Origin of the sequence: Stenotrophomonas sp. AS012628, from assembly GCF_010608305.1 — a bacterium.
In the GTDB taxonomy this organism is placed as follows: domain Bacteria; phylum Pseudomonadota; class Gammaproteobacteria; order Xanthomonadales; family Xanthomonadaceae; genus Stenotrophomonas; species Stenotrophomonas geniculata.
Genome location: NZ_VMBJ01000008.1, coordinates 70269 through 84931 on the forward strand (window position 1 = coordinate 70269; position 14663 = coordinate 84931).

Annotated in this window: 11 protein-coding genes; 7 read left to right on the top strand and 4 right to left on the bottom strand. The window is 67.7% G+C overall.

The genetic code is table 11. The features are described 5' to 3' along the window. Positions 1 to 28 precede the first annotated feature (28 nt). The gene (locus tag G5A07_RS06000; protein WP_012510522.1) at positions 29 to 400 is read left to right on the top strand and encodes an arsenate reductase; all 372 of its coding nucleotides are present in this window, start codon (positions 29 to 31) and stop codon (positions 398 to 400) included. Then, positions 397 to 1524 (top strand): succinyl-diaminopimelate desuccinylase, encoded by a 1128-nt coding sequence (dapE, locus tag G5A07_RS06005; protein ID WP_049411538.1) that lies wholly within the window; start codon positions 397 to 399, stop codon positions 1522 to 1524. The genes G5A07_RS06000 and dapE overlap by 4 nt, the downstream gene beginning before the upstream one ends. Before the next feature lie 125 nt (positions 1525 to 1649). Here the strand turns inward: dapE and G5A07_RS06010 are convergent, their stop codons facing one another. Beyond that, entirely contained in the window at positions 1650 to 2528 is an 879-nt protein-coding gene (locus G5A07_RS06010; RefSeq protein ID WP_191863019.1) for an SEL1-like repeat protein, read from the bottom strand. 338 nt (positions 2529 to 2866) lie between these two features. Here G5A07_RS06010 and asnB point away from each other — a divergent pair, with 338 nt between their 5' ends. Next, positions 2867 to 4558, top strand: a complete 1692-nt coding sequence (gene asnB, locus G5A07_RS06015; RefSeq protein ID WP_191863020.1) for an asparagine synthase B — start codon at positions 2867 to 2869, stop codon at positions 4556 to 4558. A gap of 105 nt (positions 4559 to 4663) precedes the next feature. Then, a complete protein-coding gene (locus G5A07_RS06020) occupies positions 4664 to 6043 on the top strand; it encodes a cation:proton antiporter (protein ID WP_191863021.1) in 1380 nt (459 codons plus the stop codon). Between the two features lie 135 nt (positions 6044 to 6178). Here G5A07_RS06020 and G5A07_RS06025 read toward each other — a convergent pair whose 3' ends face one another. Continuing rightward, a complete protein-coding gene (locus tag G5A07_RS06025) occupies positions 6179 to 8506 on the bottom strand; it encodes a penicillin acylase family protein (protein WP_191863022.1) in 2328 nt (775 codons plus the stop codon). 123 nt (positions 8507 to 8629) lie between these two features. Here G5A07_RS06025 and bfr point away from each other — a divergent pair, with 123 nt between their 5' ends. After that, a complete protein-coding gene (bfr, locus tag G5A07_RS06030) occupies positions 8630 to 9118 on the top strand; it encodes a bacterioferritin (RefSeq protein WP_005408763.1) in 489 nt (162 codons plus the stop codon). A gap of 244 nt (positions 9119 to 9362) precedes the next feature. Here the strand turns inward: bfr and parC are convergent, their stop codons facing one another. Beyond that, positions 9363 to 11606: a DNA topoisomerase IV subunit A gene (parC, locus tag G5A07_RS06035; RefSeq protein ID WP_057502320.1), complete on the bottom strand. Its 2244-nt coding sequence runs from the start codon at positions 11604 to 11606 to the stop codon at positions 9363 to 9365. A gap of 59 nt (positions 11607 to 11665) precedes the next feature. Further along, positions 11666 to 12547, bottom strand: a complete 882-nt coding sequence (locus tag G5A07_RS06040) for a helix-turn-helix transcriptional regulator (RefSeq protein ID WP_191863023.1) — start codon at positions 12545 to 12547, stop codon at positions 11666 to 11668. 172 nt (positions 12548 to 12719) lie between these two features. Between G5A07_RS06040 and emrR the strand changes: the two genes are divergently transcribed. Both emrR and emrC read left to right on the top strand, forming a co-directional pair. After that, positions 12720 to 13163 carry a multidrug efflux system transcriptional regulator EmrR gene (emrR, locus tag G5A07_RS06045; RefSeq protein ID WP_005415875.1) on the top strand — a complete coding sequence of 148 codons (444 nt, stop codon included), beginning with the start codon at positions 12720 to 12722 and terminating at the stop codon, positions 13161 to 13163. After that, positions 13160 to 14653, top strand: coding sequence for a multidrug efflux transporter outer membrane subunit EmrC (gene emrC / locus G5A07_RS06050; protein WP_053442751.1), 1494 nt, complete (start codon positions 13160 to 13162; stop codon positions 14651 to 14653). Before emrR ends, emrC begins: the two co-directional genes overlap by 4 nt. The last annotated feature ends 10 nt before the right edge of the window (positions 14654 to 14663 follow it).

Below are 14663 nucleotides of genomic sequence, written 5' to 3' on the forward strand. Positions count from 1 at the left end.
TCTGGCCCTCTGTTTTCCAGCATCACAGATGGCCATGAGCACCACTGTCTACGGTTTGAAGAACTGCGATACCTGCAAGAAGGCGACCAAGTGGCTGGACCGCTTCGGCGTGCCGTACACCTTCGTCGACTACCGCGACAACAAACCCAGTCCGGAAACCCTGCTGGCGTGGGCAGCGCAGCTGGGTGGCCTGGCGGCGATGGTGAACAAGTCGTCCACCACCTGGCGGCAGTTGCCGGACAACCGCAAGGCCGCCGATTCCGAGGCCGAATGGAAGCTGCTGCTGCGCGAGTACCCGCAGCTGATCAAGCGCCCGCTGGTGGTCACCGCCGACGGCACGGTCAGCCAGGGTTTCAGTGACAACGGCTTCAAGGCCCGCTTCGGCGTGGGTGACGCATGAGCGCGGTCCTCGACCTGACCTGCGAACTGATCGCACGACCCTCGGTGACGCCGGATGATGCTGGCTGCCAGGCACTGCTGGCGGCACGCCTGAAGCAGGCCGGGTTCCAGTGCGATCACCTGCGCCTGGGCGAGGTCGACAACCTGTGGGCGACCCACGGCCAGGGCGCGCCGGTACTGGTACTGCTGGGCCATACCGACGTGGTGCCGACGGGTCCGCGCGAGGCCTGGACCAGCGACCCGTTCACGCCGCAGATCCGCGATGGCGTGCTGTATGGCCGTGGCGCCGCCGACATGAAGGGCAGCGTGGCCGCGTTCGTGGTCGCCGCCGAGCAGTTCGTCGCCGCGCATCCCGATCACCCCGGTACGCTGGCGGTGCTGCTGACCAGCGACGAGGAGGGCGACGCCATCGATGGCGTGCGCCACGTCGCACGGTTGTTCGCCGAACGCGGCCAGCGCATCGACTGGTGCATCACCGGTGAGCCGTCATCGACCGCGATCCTGGGCGACCTGCTGCGCGTGGGGCGTCGTGGCAGCCTGTCGGCCAAGCTGCGCGTGCAGGGCGTGCAGGGCCACGTGGCGTATCCGGAAAAGGCACGCAACCCGATTCACCAGGCGGCTCCGGCCCTGGCCGAACTGAGTGCACGGCGCTGGGACGAAGGCTACGAGAGCTTTCCGCCGACCAGCCTGCAGATCTCCAACATCCACGCCGGCACCGGTGCCAACAACGTGATTCCCGGCGAGCTCGAAGTGGATTTCAACATCCGCTACAACCCGCACTGGGATGCGCCGAAGCTGGAGGCGGAGATCACCGCACTGCTGGACCGGCATGGCCTGCAGTACACGCTGAAGTGGCACCGCAGCGGTGAGCCGTTCTACACCCCGGAAGGCACGCTGCGCGCCACCGCCCGTGCAGTGCTGGCCGAGCACATCAGCCGTGCCCCGGAAGAAAGCACCGGCGGCGGCACGTCCGATGCTCGCTTCATCGCGCCGCTGGGTGCGCAGTGCATCGAAGTGGGGCCGGTGAACGCCAGCATCCATCAGGTGGACGAGAACGTGCGCGTGGACGATCTGGAAGCGTTGCCGGGGCTGTACCAGCGGCTGGTGGAACGGCTCCTGGTGTGAGCCTGCGACGGTGGGTGCCGACCGTTGGTCGGCACGCCCCCCCCGCCGGAGCTACATCTCTGTAGAGCCGAGCCATGCTCGGCTGATGTCTACCGGCAGAAGCAGCCGAGCATGGCTCGGCTCCACTATTCCGAAAAGAGGAAGAACGGCGGCTCGACCGCTTTCTTCCAGTAACTCGGCGCCGCCATGTAGAAGCGCTGCGCCTCGGCCTTGGCAAACCAGCGCGCCGCCGCCTCGTTGTCCTTCTCCACCCCCGGCGCGCTGCGGCCCAGCAGCAGCCCGGCGAAGTACTGGCCGAACACATTGCCCTTCTCGCCAGCGCGCTGGTACAGCTGCAGCGCACGCGCCGGATCGCGCGGCAGTCCCATGCCCCCCTCCAGCAGCGCGCCCAGGTCTACCTGCGCTTCGGCATCGCCACGCTCGGCACGGCGCTGGATCTGCACAACCCGCGGATGCACGGTGTCATCCTGTGCGGCCACCGCATCCGGCAGTCGCGACGACGAACTCGGGTATCGCTTGTAGATCATTTCGCGCAGGTCCCAGCGCAGCGCCTGTTGCGCGTCGCCACGCTGACGATAGGCCTTGGCGAGTTCGTAGAACGCATAGGGATTGCCGTGGTAGGCCGCCGCCAGATAGGCGCGTTCGCCACGTCGCCAGGATGCGCGCAGCACCGGTGCCGGGTTGATGTGGGGGCTGTCGGCATGGCGCAGCGTGCCGGAGATCCAGATCCGGCCCAGTGCTTCTTCCGCCCTGGTGTTGTGGAAGGTCCAGGGGGCGACCGCTGCGGCACGCTCGTAGTAGGCGATGGCGCGCGGATCGTTGAAGCGCTCGAAGGTTTGCGCGGTATCGAAGGCACCCTCGAAGCTGCCGTCGGTGCCGCGTTGTTCCAATGCCTGCCGCTGGGATTGCGGCAGCGTAGAAGGCGGGGGCAGGGTCTGGCAGGCCGCCAGGCCCAGGCAGAGCAGGGCGGCCAGCGCCGCGTTGCGTCCAGTGCGGTGTTGCATTTCCATTACACGTTTCACGGTAGGCCATTATGCGCCCCGGGGAGTGGTTGCCAACGCAACGGTTGCGCCGCGCCGGAAACCGGGGTAGGGTCGATGCCATGTCGATCCGTCTGGCCACCGCCGTCAATAACAACAACCGCAATAATCTGCGCGCGAATAATCGTGCGCGGCCGATGCGGGACTGCGCCCTGGGTAGATAGACAGCAACACACGCCCGGACACCAGAAAACCCGCATCAGCCGATGCGGGTTTTTTTGTGCCCGGGCGCCGCCCACCCGGGCCTGGATGGCCGGTCGAACACCTTCCCACCCGTGAAATTCCCCAACAGGAGCTCCCCCATGTGTTCGATCTTCGGAATCTTCGGCCTGCAGGCCGGTGACGATCTTCCGGCCCTGCGCCGCCATGCGCTGGAACTGTCGCAGCGCCAGCGCCACCGTGGCCCGGACTGGAGCGGCGTGTACCTCGACGAAGGCGCGCTGCTGGTCCACGAGCGGTTGGCCATCGTCGACCCGGCCGGTGGTTCGCAGCCGCTGCTGTCGGCCGATGGCCAGCTGGCGCTGGCGGTCAACGGCGAAATCTACAACCACCAGCAACTGAAGGCCGCACTGACTACCGCCTACGACTTCCAGACCGGTTCGGACTGTGAAGTGATCAACGCGCTGTACCGCCAGGGCGGATCGCCGGCGCAGTGGCTGGAGCAGCTCAACGGCATCTTCGCCTTCGCCCTGTGGGATCGTGCTGCCGGACGCGTGCTGGTGGCGCGGGATCCGGTTGGCGTGGTGCCGTTGTACTGGGGCCACGATGCCCAGGGGCGCCTGCGCGTGGCCTCGGAAATGAAGGCGCTGGTCGATACCTGTGCCGACGTCGCGCAGTTCCCGCCGGGCCACTATTTCGACAGTGCCCGCGGTGAGCTGGTGCGCTACTACCAGCAGCCGTGGCGCGACTATACCGACGTGCAGGGCCGCCAGGCCGATCTGGCCGAACTGCGCCAGGCGTTCGAGCATGCGGTGGAACGCCAGCTGATGAGCGATGTGCCGTACGGCGTGTTGCTGTCCGGTGGCCTGGATTCGTCGCTGGTGGCGGCAGTTGCCGCACGCTACGCGCGTCGCCGCATCGAGGATGGTGGGCAGACCGAAGCCTGGTGGCCGCGGCTGCATTCGTTCGCGATCGGTTTGAAGGGCTCGCCTGATCTGGCCGCCGCCGCGATCGCCGCCGAGGCACTTGGCACCGTGCATCACGGCTTCGAATACACCTTCGAGGAAGGCCTGGATGCACTGCCAGAAGTGATCCGCCACATCGAAACCTACGACGTCACCACCATCCGTGCATCGACGCCGATGTTCCTGCTGGCACGACGGATCAAGGCGATGGGGGTGAAGATGGTGCTGTCCGGCGAGGGCAGCGACGAGATCTTTGGTGGCTACCTGTATTTCCACAAGGCGCCGGATGCGCGTGAATTCCACGACGAGCTGGTACGCAAGCTCGACGCCCTGCACAACTACGACTGCCTGCGTGCCAACAAGTCGATGATGGCCTGGGGCGTGGAGCCGCGCGTGCCGTTCCTCGACCGTGAGTTCCTCGACGTGGCGATGCGCTTCGATGCCGCGCACAAGATGGTCGGTGCCGGGTTCGGTGGCCGTCGCATCGAGAAGGCGGTGCTGCGCGAGGCGTTCGATGGCTACCTGCCGGACAGCATCCTGTGGCGCCAGAAGGAGCAGTTCAGCGATGGCGTCGGCTACGGCTGGATCGACGGGCTGAAGGCGCATGCCGAAGCGCAGGTGAGCGACCGTGTGCTGGCGGCCGCCGACAAGCGCTTCCCGCACAACCCGCCGCAGACCAAGGAGGCGTACTACTACCGCCACCTGTTCGAGCAGTTCTTCCCGAGCCGCGCGGCCGCCGAGACCGTGCCGGGCGGCAAGTCGATTGCCTGTTCGTCGCCGGCGGCCATTGCCTGGGATGCCAGCTTTGCGGCGGCGGCCGACCCTTCCGGCCGCGCGATCGCCGGCGTGCACGAGCAGGCACTGGCGTAAGCCTCGAAAAGGGGACGGAGGGGATTAAGTTGTTAGTGGCACAAACGACTTAATCCCCTCCGTCCCCTTTTTGTATGATCGCCCCCTGCGCATTGGGGAATGTTCATGGACGTACAGGCGAGCGGCGGCATGCGGCCCACGAAATGGGGATGGCGTTATCTGGCCTGGGCCGGTGTCCCGCTGCTGGCCGGCGTGCTGCTGGCGCGCTATGCCGGGCCGGCGGCGCCCGAGGTCGCGCGTGCCACGGTTGCTGCCGAAGGCAGCTGGGCGCAGCATCTGGCGTCACCGCTGGGCCTGTTCCTGCTGCAGCTGCTGGTGCTGCTGCTGGTGGCCAAGGGCGCAGGTGCGCTGCTCAAGCGCTTTGGCCAGCCGGCGGTGATCGGCGAGATGGCGGCCGGCCTGATGATGGGCCCGCTGGTGCTCGGCAGCCTGCTGCCGCAGTTGCAGGGTGCGTTGTTCCCGGCCAGCTCGTTGGGACCGCTTGGCATGCTCAGCCAGCTGGGCGTGCTGATGTTCCTGCTGGTGGCCGGTGCCGAGCTGGATCTGGCGGCGCTGCGCGGGCGCCGGTGTTTCGCCTTCACGGTCAGTCATGCCGGCATCGCGGTGCCGTTCGTGCTCGGCGTCGCCCTCGCAATATGGCTGTATCCGCAGCACGGCCCGCAGGGCGTGGGCTTCACTGCATTCGCACTTTTCGTTGGTATTTCGATGAGCATCACGGCCTTCCCCGTGCTGCTGCGCATCCTTGCCGACCGCGGTATCACGCAGACGCCGCTGGGGCACACCGCCATCGCCTGCGCGGCATTGGGCGATGCCACCGCATGGTGCCTGCTGGCGCTGATCGTGGCGGCTGCACAGGCCAGCGGATGGCTGCCGGCCAGCCTCAACCTGCTGTGCGTGGTCGCCTTCGTGGCGCTGATGCTGGGGCTGGTGAAGCCGTGGTTCGCTCGCCAGCAGATCGTGCCGGGGCGTGAAGGGCGCTGGCTGCTCGGCATCCTGCTGCTGTCGCTGGGCAGTGCCCTGATCACCGAGATGCTCGGCATCCACGCACTGTTCGGTGCGTTCGCGGCGGGCGTGGCGGTGTCGTCCAACGCGCAGCTGCGCGGCCTGTTGATGGCCCGCGTCGAACCGTTTGCGGTGACCCTGCTGCTGCCGTTGTTCTTCGCCATGACCGGCCTGCGCATGCGCGCCGATGCGCTGCAGGCCAGCGACATCGTGCTGTGCGCGGTGGTGATCGCGGTAGCCACGGCCGGCAAGCTGCTGGGCACCTTCAGTGCGGCACGCAGTGCGGGCATGCCCACGCGCGAGGCGTGGCGGTTGGGCGCGCTGATGAACACCCGGGGCCTGATGGAGCTGATCGTGCTCAACCTGGGCTACGAGCTGGGCCTGCTCGGCGACCGCCTGTTTGCAGTGCTGGTGATCATGGCGCTGGTGACCACGGCGATGACCGGGCCGCTGCTGAACCTGATCGAGCGGCGCAGGGGCTGACCCGGTAGCGCCGCGCGGACATTCTGTGGAGCCGACTGTGGGGCCGAGTCCATGCTCGGCTCCGCGCCAGAAGCAGCCGCGCATGGGCTCGGCTCTACCGCGTGCAGCGCACCCTTGGGCATGTGGGTGCCGCCGTCAGCGCGCTGGCACCAGCGTCATCGTGTGCTGCGCCTTGCCGGGCAGGAACGGCGTCGGCCGCCCATGCACCCAGTCTTCGTGGCCGGCGCCCCAGTACGGCGACAGCGGGTGCCCGCTCTGGCCGCCGGGCATGTGCACGATGCCGTCGGCCTCGTGGCCGGGCGAGACCACCATGCGCTCGGAGGCGCCGAAGTTCGGCGTCTGCACCCGCGGCATATCACGGTCGCCGGGCAGCTGGTCGGCGGGCATGCACAGCCAGCGCTTGGCAACCTCGGGCAACGCCCGTGCGATCGGGTGGCAGAGCGCCGCGGTGTTGCGTTCGCCCCAGGTGCGCTTGGCCAGCGGGCCCTGCTTGGCCAGCTCGCTCTCGGTGCGGCGTGCGGCATCAAGCAGCAGCGTGTCCCAGCTGTCGTAGGCCGGTGGCAACAGGTTGGCGGGGCGCTGCTGCAGCATCGGCCAGGCAACACCTTCCAGCTGCGCCAGGCGCGGATCCAGATAGTCATCGCCCAGCTGCGCGTTGGCCGGGGCCAGCAGTGCATCGGACAAGGTATCCATCACCTGCGTGCGGAACGCGCGCACCACCCGGTAGCTGACCGAGCTGGCCGAGGCCCGGCCGCCCCACTGGTGGCTGACGGACTTCAACCGCTTCAGCGCAGGATCGTCACTGCCTTCGATGACGTCATGCAGCAGTGCCCACCAGCGCTGCAGGAACACGGCGCGGTCGTCGAGCTGGATCGCCAGCAGGTCGTGTTCGTCGAAGCGCTCCTGGATCGCCAGCAGGTCGCGGATCTGCCGCGCGCGCGCGCCAAGGTCATAGCCAGCGTTGCCGACGGTAGCCAGCGCCTCGCCGTCGAGGACGCGACCGTTGGCGGTCCACAGGCGATGGTTGGGGGGATCGATCAATGCCGGTGAGGCATCGCTGCGGATTGGCCATGGCGCGCAGTCCTGGTTGCTGGCGGCGGTGAAGCCGGCCGGTGCACAGCCCGGACCACGATCCGGGCGGGCGCCGATCAGCCGCCAGGCGATGCGTCCGCTGCGGTCGCCGACCACCAGGTTCTGCGTGGGGATGCCGGCGTGGTCGGCGAACTGCAGGGCACCGTCCAGGTCACCGGCACGGGCCAGGTCACCGAAGTCCAGGCGCACCGCGCCGGGCAGGTGGGCGACCCAGCGCAGCGCATCGCCACTGCCATCGGCATGGGTATGCAGGATCGGGCCCCAGGCGGTTTCGCGCACCGGGAACAGCACGTCGGCCTGGCCAGCCACGGCGATGCGTTCTTCATGCACGGTCACGGCGGCGTTGGCCGGTTCAGTGCGGTAATCGGCGGTATCGATGTAACTGTTGGTGAAGCCCCAGGCCACGTGCCCGTTGCTGCCGACGATCACCGCCGGCAGGCCGGGCAGCGAGAAGCCGGTGACGTCGACCTGGCCGCCCGCGGCCTGCGGGTCGGGATAGCGCAGGCGCACACGGAACCACAGGCCGGGCGCGCGCAGGCCCAGGTGCATGTCGTCGGCGACGATCGCGCGACCGTCGGCGGTGAGTGCACCGGCCACCGCGAAGTTGTTGCTGCCGATGACATCGGCCTCTTCCTGCCCGGTGCCTGGCGTCCCCTTCAACGTGCGCAGATCCAGCTGGCTGGCATCGGGGAGCGTGGCGTTGCCGGTCGGTTCGCCGAACAGCGGTGCATCCCATTCGGTGCCGTCGTGGGCGATCAGCGCGTACAGCGCGGGCGGCACCACTGCGCGGATGCGGCTGAGCGCAAGCTCGGTCTGGTTGTTCGGATCCTGCAGGTCGGCGTACATGGCCAGACCGGTCAGCACGCTGTCGCTGACCTGCCACGGTTGCGGTGACTGCCGCAGCAGCAGGTACGCCCACGGCCGCACGGAAAGGCCGGCCAGCCCTTCGTTGACACCGTCGACGTAGGCACGCACGGCCGCGCCGTTGTCGCCCAGCGCGGCCTGCAGGTTCGCCTCGGTGCGCGCGCGCAGCCGATGCACGCGCATGCGTTTGTCGGCGTCGATGGCCTTCGGTCCGAACAGCGCCGACAGCTCACCGGCGGCGCTGCGGCGCATCAGGTCCATCTCGAAGTAACGTTCCTGCGCATGCACGCGGCCCAATGCGCGCATCGCGTCGGCCTGGCTGCCCGCAGTGATGGTGACCACGCCCAGCGCATCGCGCTCGATGGTGACCGGCTTGGCCAGCCCCGGCAGCGCATGCTCGCCGTCCAGATCGGCCAGGCTGCCGCGCAGCAGCAGCCACAGGACCAGTGCGGTGACCAGCACGATGGCGATCAACACGCCCAGCACCCAACGCCATGTACGTCGCATCGCACGTCCTTTCCGAACTCGTGGGCCGATTGTAGCCGCAGGCGCAACTGCGACTGATTCCGATTAGATCACCGTATTTTGAAATGCGGCACCCTATGTCACATCGATTCACAGGAGCCCCCCATGAAAGGCAACCCGGACGTCATCGCCTGCCTGAAGGAACTGCTGCGCGGCGAGCTTGCAGCCCGCGACCAGTACTTCATCCATTCCCGCCGCTACGAGGACCAGGGCCTGTTCGCGCTGTACGAACGCCTGAACCACGAGATGGAAGAGGAAACCCAGCACGCCGATGCGCTGCTGCGCCGGATCCTGTTCCTGGGCGGCGACCCGGACATGCGCCCGCATGCCACCGAGCCGGGCAAGACCGTGGAAGAGATGCTGCAGAAGGATCTCGACACTGAATACGCGGTTCGGAACAATCTCGCCGCCGGCATGAAGCTGTGCGAAGAGAAGGGCGACTACGTGAGCCGCGACATCCTGCTGGCGCAGCTGAAGGACACCGAGGAAGACCACGCCTGGTGGCTGGAGCAGCAGCTGGGCCTGATCAAGCGCATCGGCCTGGAGCTGTACCAGCTGAGCAAGATCGACGGCAACGGCGCCCCGGCGCACTGAGCCGACGTCGCTCTCTGTAGAGCCGAGCCATGCTCGGCTGCTGTTGGATCCGAGTCGAGCATGGCTCGACCCTACAAAGTTCTGTCGCCCGCCAGCACCGGAGCACCGCCAGCCAGCCTTCGCCAGCCAGCTGCTCCACCGCCCGCCAGCCGACAACGAAAAAGCCGGGGAATGCCCCGGCTTTTTCGTGTCTGACGTCAGGCAAGGCGTGTCAACCGAGGTTGACACCCACCAGGCGGGCGCCTTACTCCACCGACAACCCTTCCACCTTCTGCCAGCCGCGCGGCAGCAGGTGGCCGCGGGTGGCGCGGGCGCCGAGGTAGGCATCCAGCTCGTTGAACTTCAGGCCCATGGTGCGCTGGCCGCTGCGCACCTGCAGGGTCTGCCCCGGGCTGATCGCCACGATGGCGACCACGCGTTCGGTGGCGAGCTTGGCCTTCGGGATCTCGATGATCTTGTTGCCCTTGCCCTTGTCCAGTTCCGGAAGGTCGTTGGCGGCGATCGCCAGCAGGTTGCCGGAGCTGGTCACTGCCACGATGCGATCGGTGGCGACATTGGCGACCACCGACGGGGTCAGCACCGACGAACCTGCGGACAGGTTCAGCATCGCCTTGCCGGCCTTGTTGCGACCGATCAGGTTCTCGAAGCGGGTGACGAAGCCATAGCCATGACTGGAGGCCAGCACGAAGCGGGTGTCCGGCTCGGCACTGGCCAGGGTCACGAAGCTGGTACCCGCTGCCGGCGAGAAGCGGCCAGTCAGCGGTTCGCCATTGCCACGTGCGGAGGGCAGGGTGTGCACCGGCGTCGAGTAGGCGCGGCCTTCGCTGTCGAGGAACGCGACCTGCTGCGTGCTGCGCGCACGCACCGCGCCCTGCAGCCCGTCGCCGTCGCGGTAGGAGAGGGCGGACGCATCGACGTCGTGGCCCTTGGCGGCACGGATCCAGCCCTTCTCCGACAGCACCACGGTCATCGGCTCGCTCGGCACCAGCTCGGTCTCGTCGATGGCCTGTGCGGCCTGGCGCTGCACCAGCGGCGAACGGCGTGCGTCGCCGAACTTCTTGGCGTCGGCGGTCAGTTCATCGCGGATCAGCTTCTTCAGCTTGGCCTTGCTGTCGAGGATGCCGAGGATCTTCTCGCGCTCCTTGGCCAGTTCATCCTGCTCGCCGCGGATTTTCATTTCCTCCAGGCGGGCCAGCTGCTTCAGCTTGGTTTCCAGGATGTACTCGGCCTGTTCCTCGGACAGGCCGAAGCGCGCGATCAGCGCGGCCTTCGGCTCGTCTTCGGTACGGATGATGTGGATCACCTCGTCCAGGTTGAGGAAGGCGACCAGCAGGCCTTCCAACAGGTGCAGGCGGCGCTCGACCTTCTGCAGGCGGTGCTGCAGGCGGCGGGTGACGGTGTTGCTGCGGAAGGTCAGCCATTCGCTGAGCAGCATCTTCAGGTTCTTCACCTGCGGACGGCCGTCCAGCCCGATCACATTGAGGTTGACGCGGTAGCTGCGCTCCAGGTCCGTGGTGGCGAACAGGTGGCCCATCAGCTGCTCGGCGTCGACACGGTTGGAACGCGGCACCAGCACCACGCGCACCGGGTTGGCATGGTCGGACTCATCGCGGATGTCTTCCAGCCACGGCAGCTTCTTGGCGCGCATCTGTGCGGCGATCTGCTCGATCACCTTCGACGGCGACACCTGGAACGGCAGCGCGGTGACCACGATGTTGTGCGCTTCCTTGGTGAAGGTCGCACGTGCGCGCACGCTGCCGTTGCCGGTCTCGTAGATGTTGCGCAGGTCATTGGCCGCGGTGATGATCTCGGCGCTGGACGGATAGTCCGGGCCCTGCACGTGCTCGCACAGGTCGCGCACGCTGGCATCGGGGTTGTCCAGCAGGTGCAGCAGCGCGCTGACGATCTCGTTGAGATTGTGCGGCGGCACGTCGGTGGCCATGCCCACGGCGATGCCGGTGGTGCCGTTCAGCAGCAGGTGCGGCAGCCGCGCCGGCATCCAGGTCGGTTCCTGCAGGGTGCCGTCGAAGTTCGGTGCCCAGTCGGTGGTGCCCTGGCCCAGTTCGCCCAGCAGCACTTCGGCGATCGGGGTCAGCTTGGATTCGGTGTAACGCATCGCCGCGAACGACTTCGGGTCGTCGCTGGAGCCGAAGTTGCCCTGGCCCTCGATCAGTGGGTAGCGGTACGAGAACGGCTGGGCCATCAGCACCAGCGCCTCGTAGCACGCGCTGTCGCCGTGCGGGTGGTACTTACCGATGACGTCACCGACGGTGCGCGCGGACTTCTTCGGCTTGGACGCGGCGTTCAGGCCCAGCTCGCTCATCGAATAGATGATGCGGCGCTGCACCGGCTTCAGGCCGTCGCCGATGAACGGGAGGGCGCGGTCCAGGACCACGTACATCGAGTAGTCGAGGTAGGCGCGTTCGGCGTACTCGCGCAGCGGCAGTTGTTCGAATCCGTGGAACACGGGGCGGGCAAGTTCGGTCATGCGGCGTTGTTACCTGTTGTCAGGAGGCGGCGACGGCGTCGCCGCTCGCAATCCTGTGATTATCCGGATGCGGCGGGGGATGCCAAGCCGCGTGCAGGGTCCAGCCCGGTTTCCAGGCCGTGGCCGGCCCGTGCCAGGTAGCGCCCCGGCGGCAGCCCGAAGTGGCGGCGGAACACGGTGACGAAGGCGCTGGCGCTGCTGAAGCCCAGCGCGTGGGCGATGTCGGCCACGCTGCGGCCGTCGGTCAGCTGGCGCAGGGCCTCGGACAAGCGGGCCTGCTGCCGCCACTGGGCGAAGCTGAGCGTGGTCTCGTCGCGGAAGTGACGGGTCAGGCTGCGCGGCGACAGGCCGGCCCAATGCGCCCATTCGGCCAGGCTGCGCTCGTCGGAGGGGTCGGCCAGCAGCTGCGAGGCGATCTTCAGCAGGCGCCGGTCGTGCGGCATCGGTAGATGCATGCGCTGGCGCGGCGCGGTGCGGATCTCGTCCAGCAGTACCTCGATGATGTGCTGGCGCTCGGGTGTGGTGTCATAGCCCAGCGGCCATTCGCAGATGCGGTCGGCCAGCGCCTGCGCCAGCTTGGACAGGCCCAGCACGCAGGGATCGGCAGGCAGGGTGGCGCAGGCCGGCGCGGCCAGTGCCATGCCCCAGCCGCGCAGCGGGCCGTCGAGGGTGACCGTATGTGGCTCCAGCGGCGGCATCCAGCCGGCCGAGCCAGGCGCCAGTGACCATGTCCCGTGCGAGGTCCGGGTGGTCAACAGGCCGCGCTCCACGCAGATCAGCTGCGCGCGCTGGTGATGATGCCAATCCACTTCTCGGACCAATCCCTGCGGGCTGTCGAAGCGGAAGGCGACAGCCGGTGGCCCGTCATTGCGCTCGAACCAGTCCAGTGCGTCGTCCCTGAGCAGGCGCTTGGGAGGGGGAATTTCTGCCTTGTTCATCATATCCGCTGGCTGAAATGTGTCATCCATTGGCTGAATTGTACTACCGGGCCACCTGACCAGATCATTAAGGTAGGCGCCTTCATTGATCCAGCCCACTGCTGCAACACAGCATTCGATGCCAGATCGAATATTTCCATTGAGAAATATTTTTTTTGGAAGAGAATGCTCCCCCATGATCTGTCCTGCAACCACTCCCCCCAGCTTCGGCCTGCTGCTGCGCCAGGTGCGCGACGGCCTGGTCCGTCAACTCGACGCATCCATGGCTGAAGAAGACCTGGGTATCGGTTTCACCCACTACATCGGGTTGAAGGTGCTTTCCAACATGGCCCCGTGCACGGCCAACGAGCTGGCCCAGGCCATCGACCAGGTGCCCAGTGCGGTGACCCGCCTGTTGGACAAGCTGGAGGCGCTGGGCTGCGTCCGCCGCGAGCCGCATGCACAGGATCGGCGGGCGCTGCAGATCGTACTGACCGATGAAGGCCGCGCGCTGTGGGCGCGGCTGAAGCTGCGTGGCGACGCAGTGATGGATTACGCCCTGCGTGATCTTTCCGCCGACGAGCGCACGCTGCTGCTGTCCCTCCTTACCCGAATCCGCGATTCCCTGACGACCCCATGAACCCGATCCCGCATTCCACTCTCCGCCGGTCCGGGCGCGCGCTGCTGGTGTCAGCGCTGGCCCTGGCCCTGGCCGCCTGCGCCAGCAGTCGTGGCCTCAACCCGCAGGGCCACGTGCTTGACGTGGACAGCCTGCACAGCGAACGCACCTTGGCCGACACCGACCTGAGCGCCACCGGCTTCCCGGCGCAGGACTGGTGGAAGGCGCTGGGCGATGCGCAGCTGGACGCGCTGGTTGCCGAGGGCCTGGCCGGCCACCCGAGCCTGGACGCCGCCGACGCGCGTCTGCGCCAGGCCCAGGCCCAGGTCGGCACCGCACGTGCCGATGAACTGCCCAGCCTGTCGGTGTCCGGTGGCTACACCGGCCTGCGCCTGCCCGAGTCGATGGTCGGCAGCGAGATGGGCGGCCGCTACGGCGGCAGCAGCCAGGTCGCCTTCGACTTCAGCTACGGCGTGGACCTGTGGGGCGGCAAGCGCGCTGCTTGGGAAGCCGCCGTGGACGGTGCGCATGCCGCCACCGTCGAGGCGCAGGCCGCACGCCTGAGCCTGTCCACCGGCATCACCCAGGCTTATGCCGACCTCGCCTATGCGTGGCAGCTCAATGATGTGGCCGAAGAAGAACTGGCCCGCTCGCAGAAATCGCTGGAGCTGACCCGCCAGCGCCGCAGCGCCGGCATCGACAGCGACCTGCAGGTGCGCCAGGCTGAGGCCCGGGTACCGGCCGCACAGCAGCAGGTGCAGGCCGCGCAGCAGCGCATCGATGCCGCCCGCACCGCACTGGCCGCGCTGGTCGGCAAGGGCCCGGACCGCGGCCTGTCGATCCAGCGCCCGCAGCCGCTGAACCCGGTGGCGCTGCAGCTGCCGGGCGTGCTGCCCAGCGAACTGCTGGGCCGTCGCCCCGACATCGTTGCCGCACGCTGGCGCGTGGAAGCGGCCGACAAGCAGATCAAGGTGGCAAAGACCAAGTTCTACCCGAGCTTCAACCTGACCGCGCTGGCCGGCGTGGTCGCCCCGAACGTGGGTGACCTGCTGAAGAGCAGTTCCACCTTCGCCTACATCGGCCCGGCGCTGAGCCTGCCGATCTTCGAAGGCGGCAAGCTGCGCGCCAACCTGGCCAACACCGATGCGCAGTACGACCTGGCGGTGGCCAACTACAACCAGACCGTGCTCGATGCGCTGCGCGACGTGGCCGACCAGGTCAACGCGGTGCGCTCGCTGGCGCAGCAGGCGCATTCGCAGCAGCAGGCCGTGGACACCGCACGCTCGGCCTTCGACCTGGCCCAGCAGCGCTACCGCGCCGGCATCGGCAGCTACCTGGACGTGCTGACCGCGCAGTCCACGCTGTTGCAGTCGCAGCAGCAGCTGGCCGGCCTGCAGTCGCAGCAGGTGCAGACCTCGGTGCGCCTGAGCAAGGCGCTGGGCGGTGGTTTCCAGCCCGCTGACGCCGACCGCGCACCGATCGCCTCCCATTCCGATTCCTCGCATTCCTGAAGACTTCCGC

Coding starts and splice junctions, on each gene's coding strand:
- G5A07_RS06000 (WP_012510522.1), top strand. CDS start 29: ATGGCCATGAGCACCACTGTCTACGGTTTGAAGAACTGCGATACCTGC.
- dapE (WP_049411538.1), top strand. CDS start 397: ATGAGCGCGGTCCTCGACCTGACCTGCGAACTGATCGCACGACCCTCG.
- G5A07_RS06010 (WP_191863019.1), bottom strand. CDS start 2,528: ATGCAACACCGCACTGGACGCAACGCGGCGCTGGCCGCCCTGCTCTGC.
- asnB (WP_191863020.1), top strand. CDS start 2,867: ATGTGTTCGATCTTCGGAATCTTCGGCCTGCAGGCCGGTGACGATCTT.
- G5A07_RS06020 (WP_191863021.1), top strand. CDS start 4,664: ATGGACGTACAGGCGAGCGGCGGCATGCGGCCCACGAAATGGGGATGG.
- G5A07_RS06025 (WP_191863022.1), bottom strand. CDS start 8,506: ATGCGACGTACATGGCGTTGGGTGCTGGGCGTGTTGATCGCCATCGTG.
- bfr (WP_005408763.1), top strand. CDS start 8,630: ATGAAAGGCAACCCGGACGTCATCGCCTGCCTGAAGGAACTGCTGCGC.
- parC (WP_057502320.1), bottom strand. CDS start 11,606: ATGACCGAACTTGCCCGCCCCGTGTTCCACGGATTCGAACAACTGCCG.
- G5A07_RS06040 (WP_191863023.1), bottom strand. CDS start 12,547: ATGATGAACAAGGCAGAAATTCCCCCTCCCAAGCGCCTGCTCAGGGAC.
- emrR (WP_005415875.1), top strand. CDS start 12,720: ATGATCTGTCCTGCAACCACTCCCCCCAGCTTCGGCCTGCTGCTGCGC.
- emrC (WP_053442751.1), top strand. CDS start 13,160: ATGAACCCGATCCCGCATTCCACTCTCCGCCGGTCCGGGCGCGCGCTG.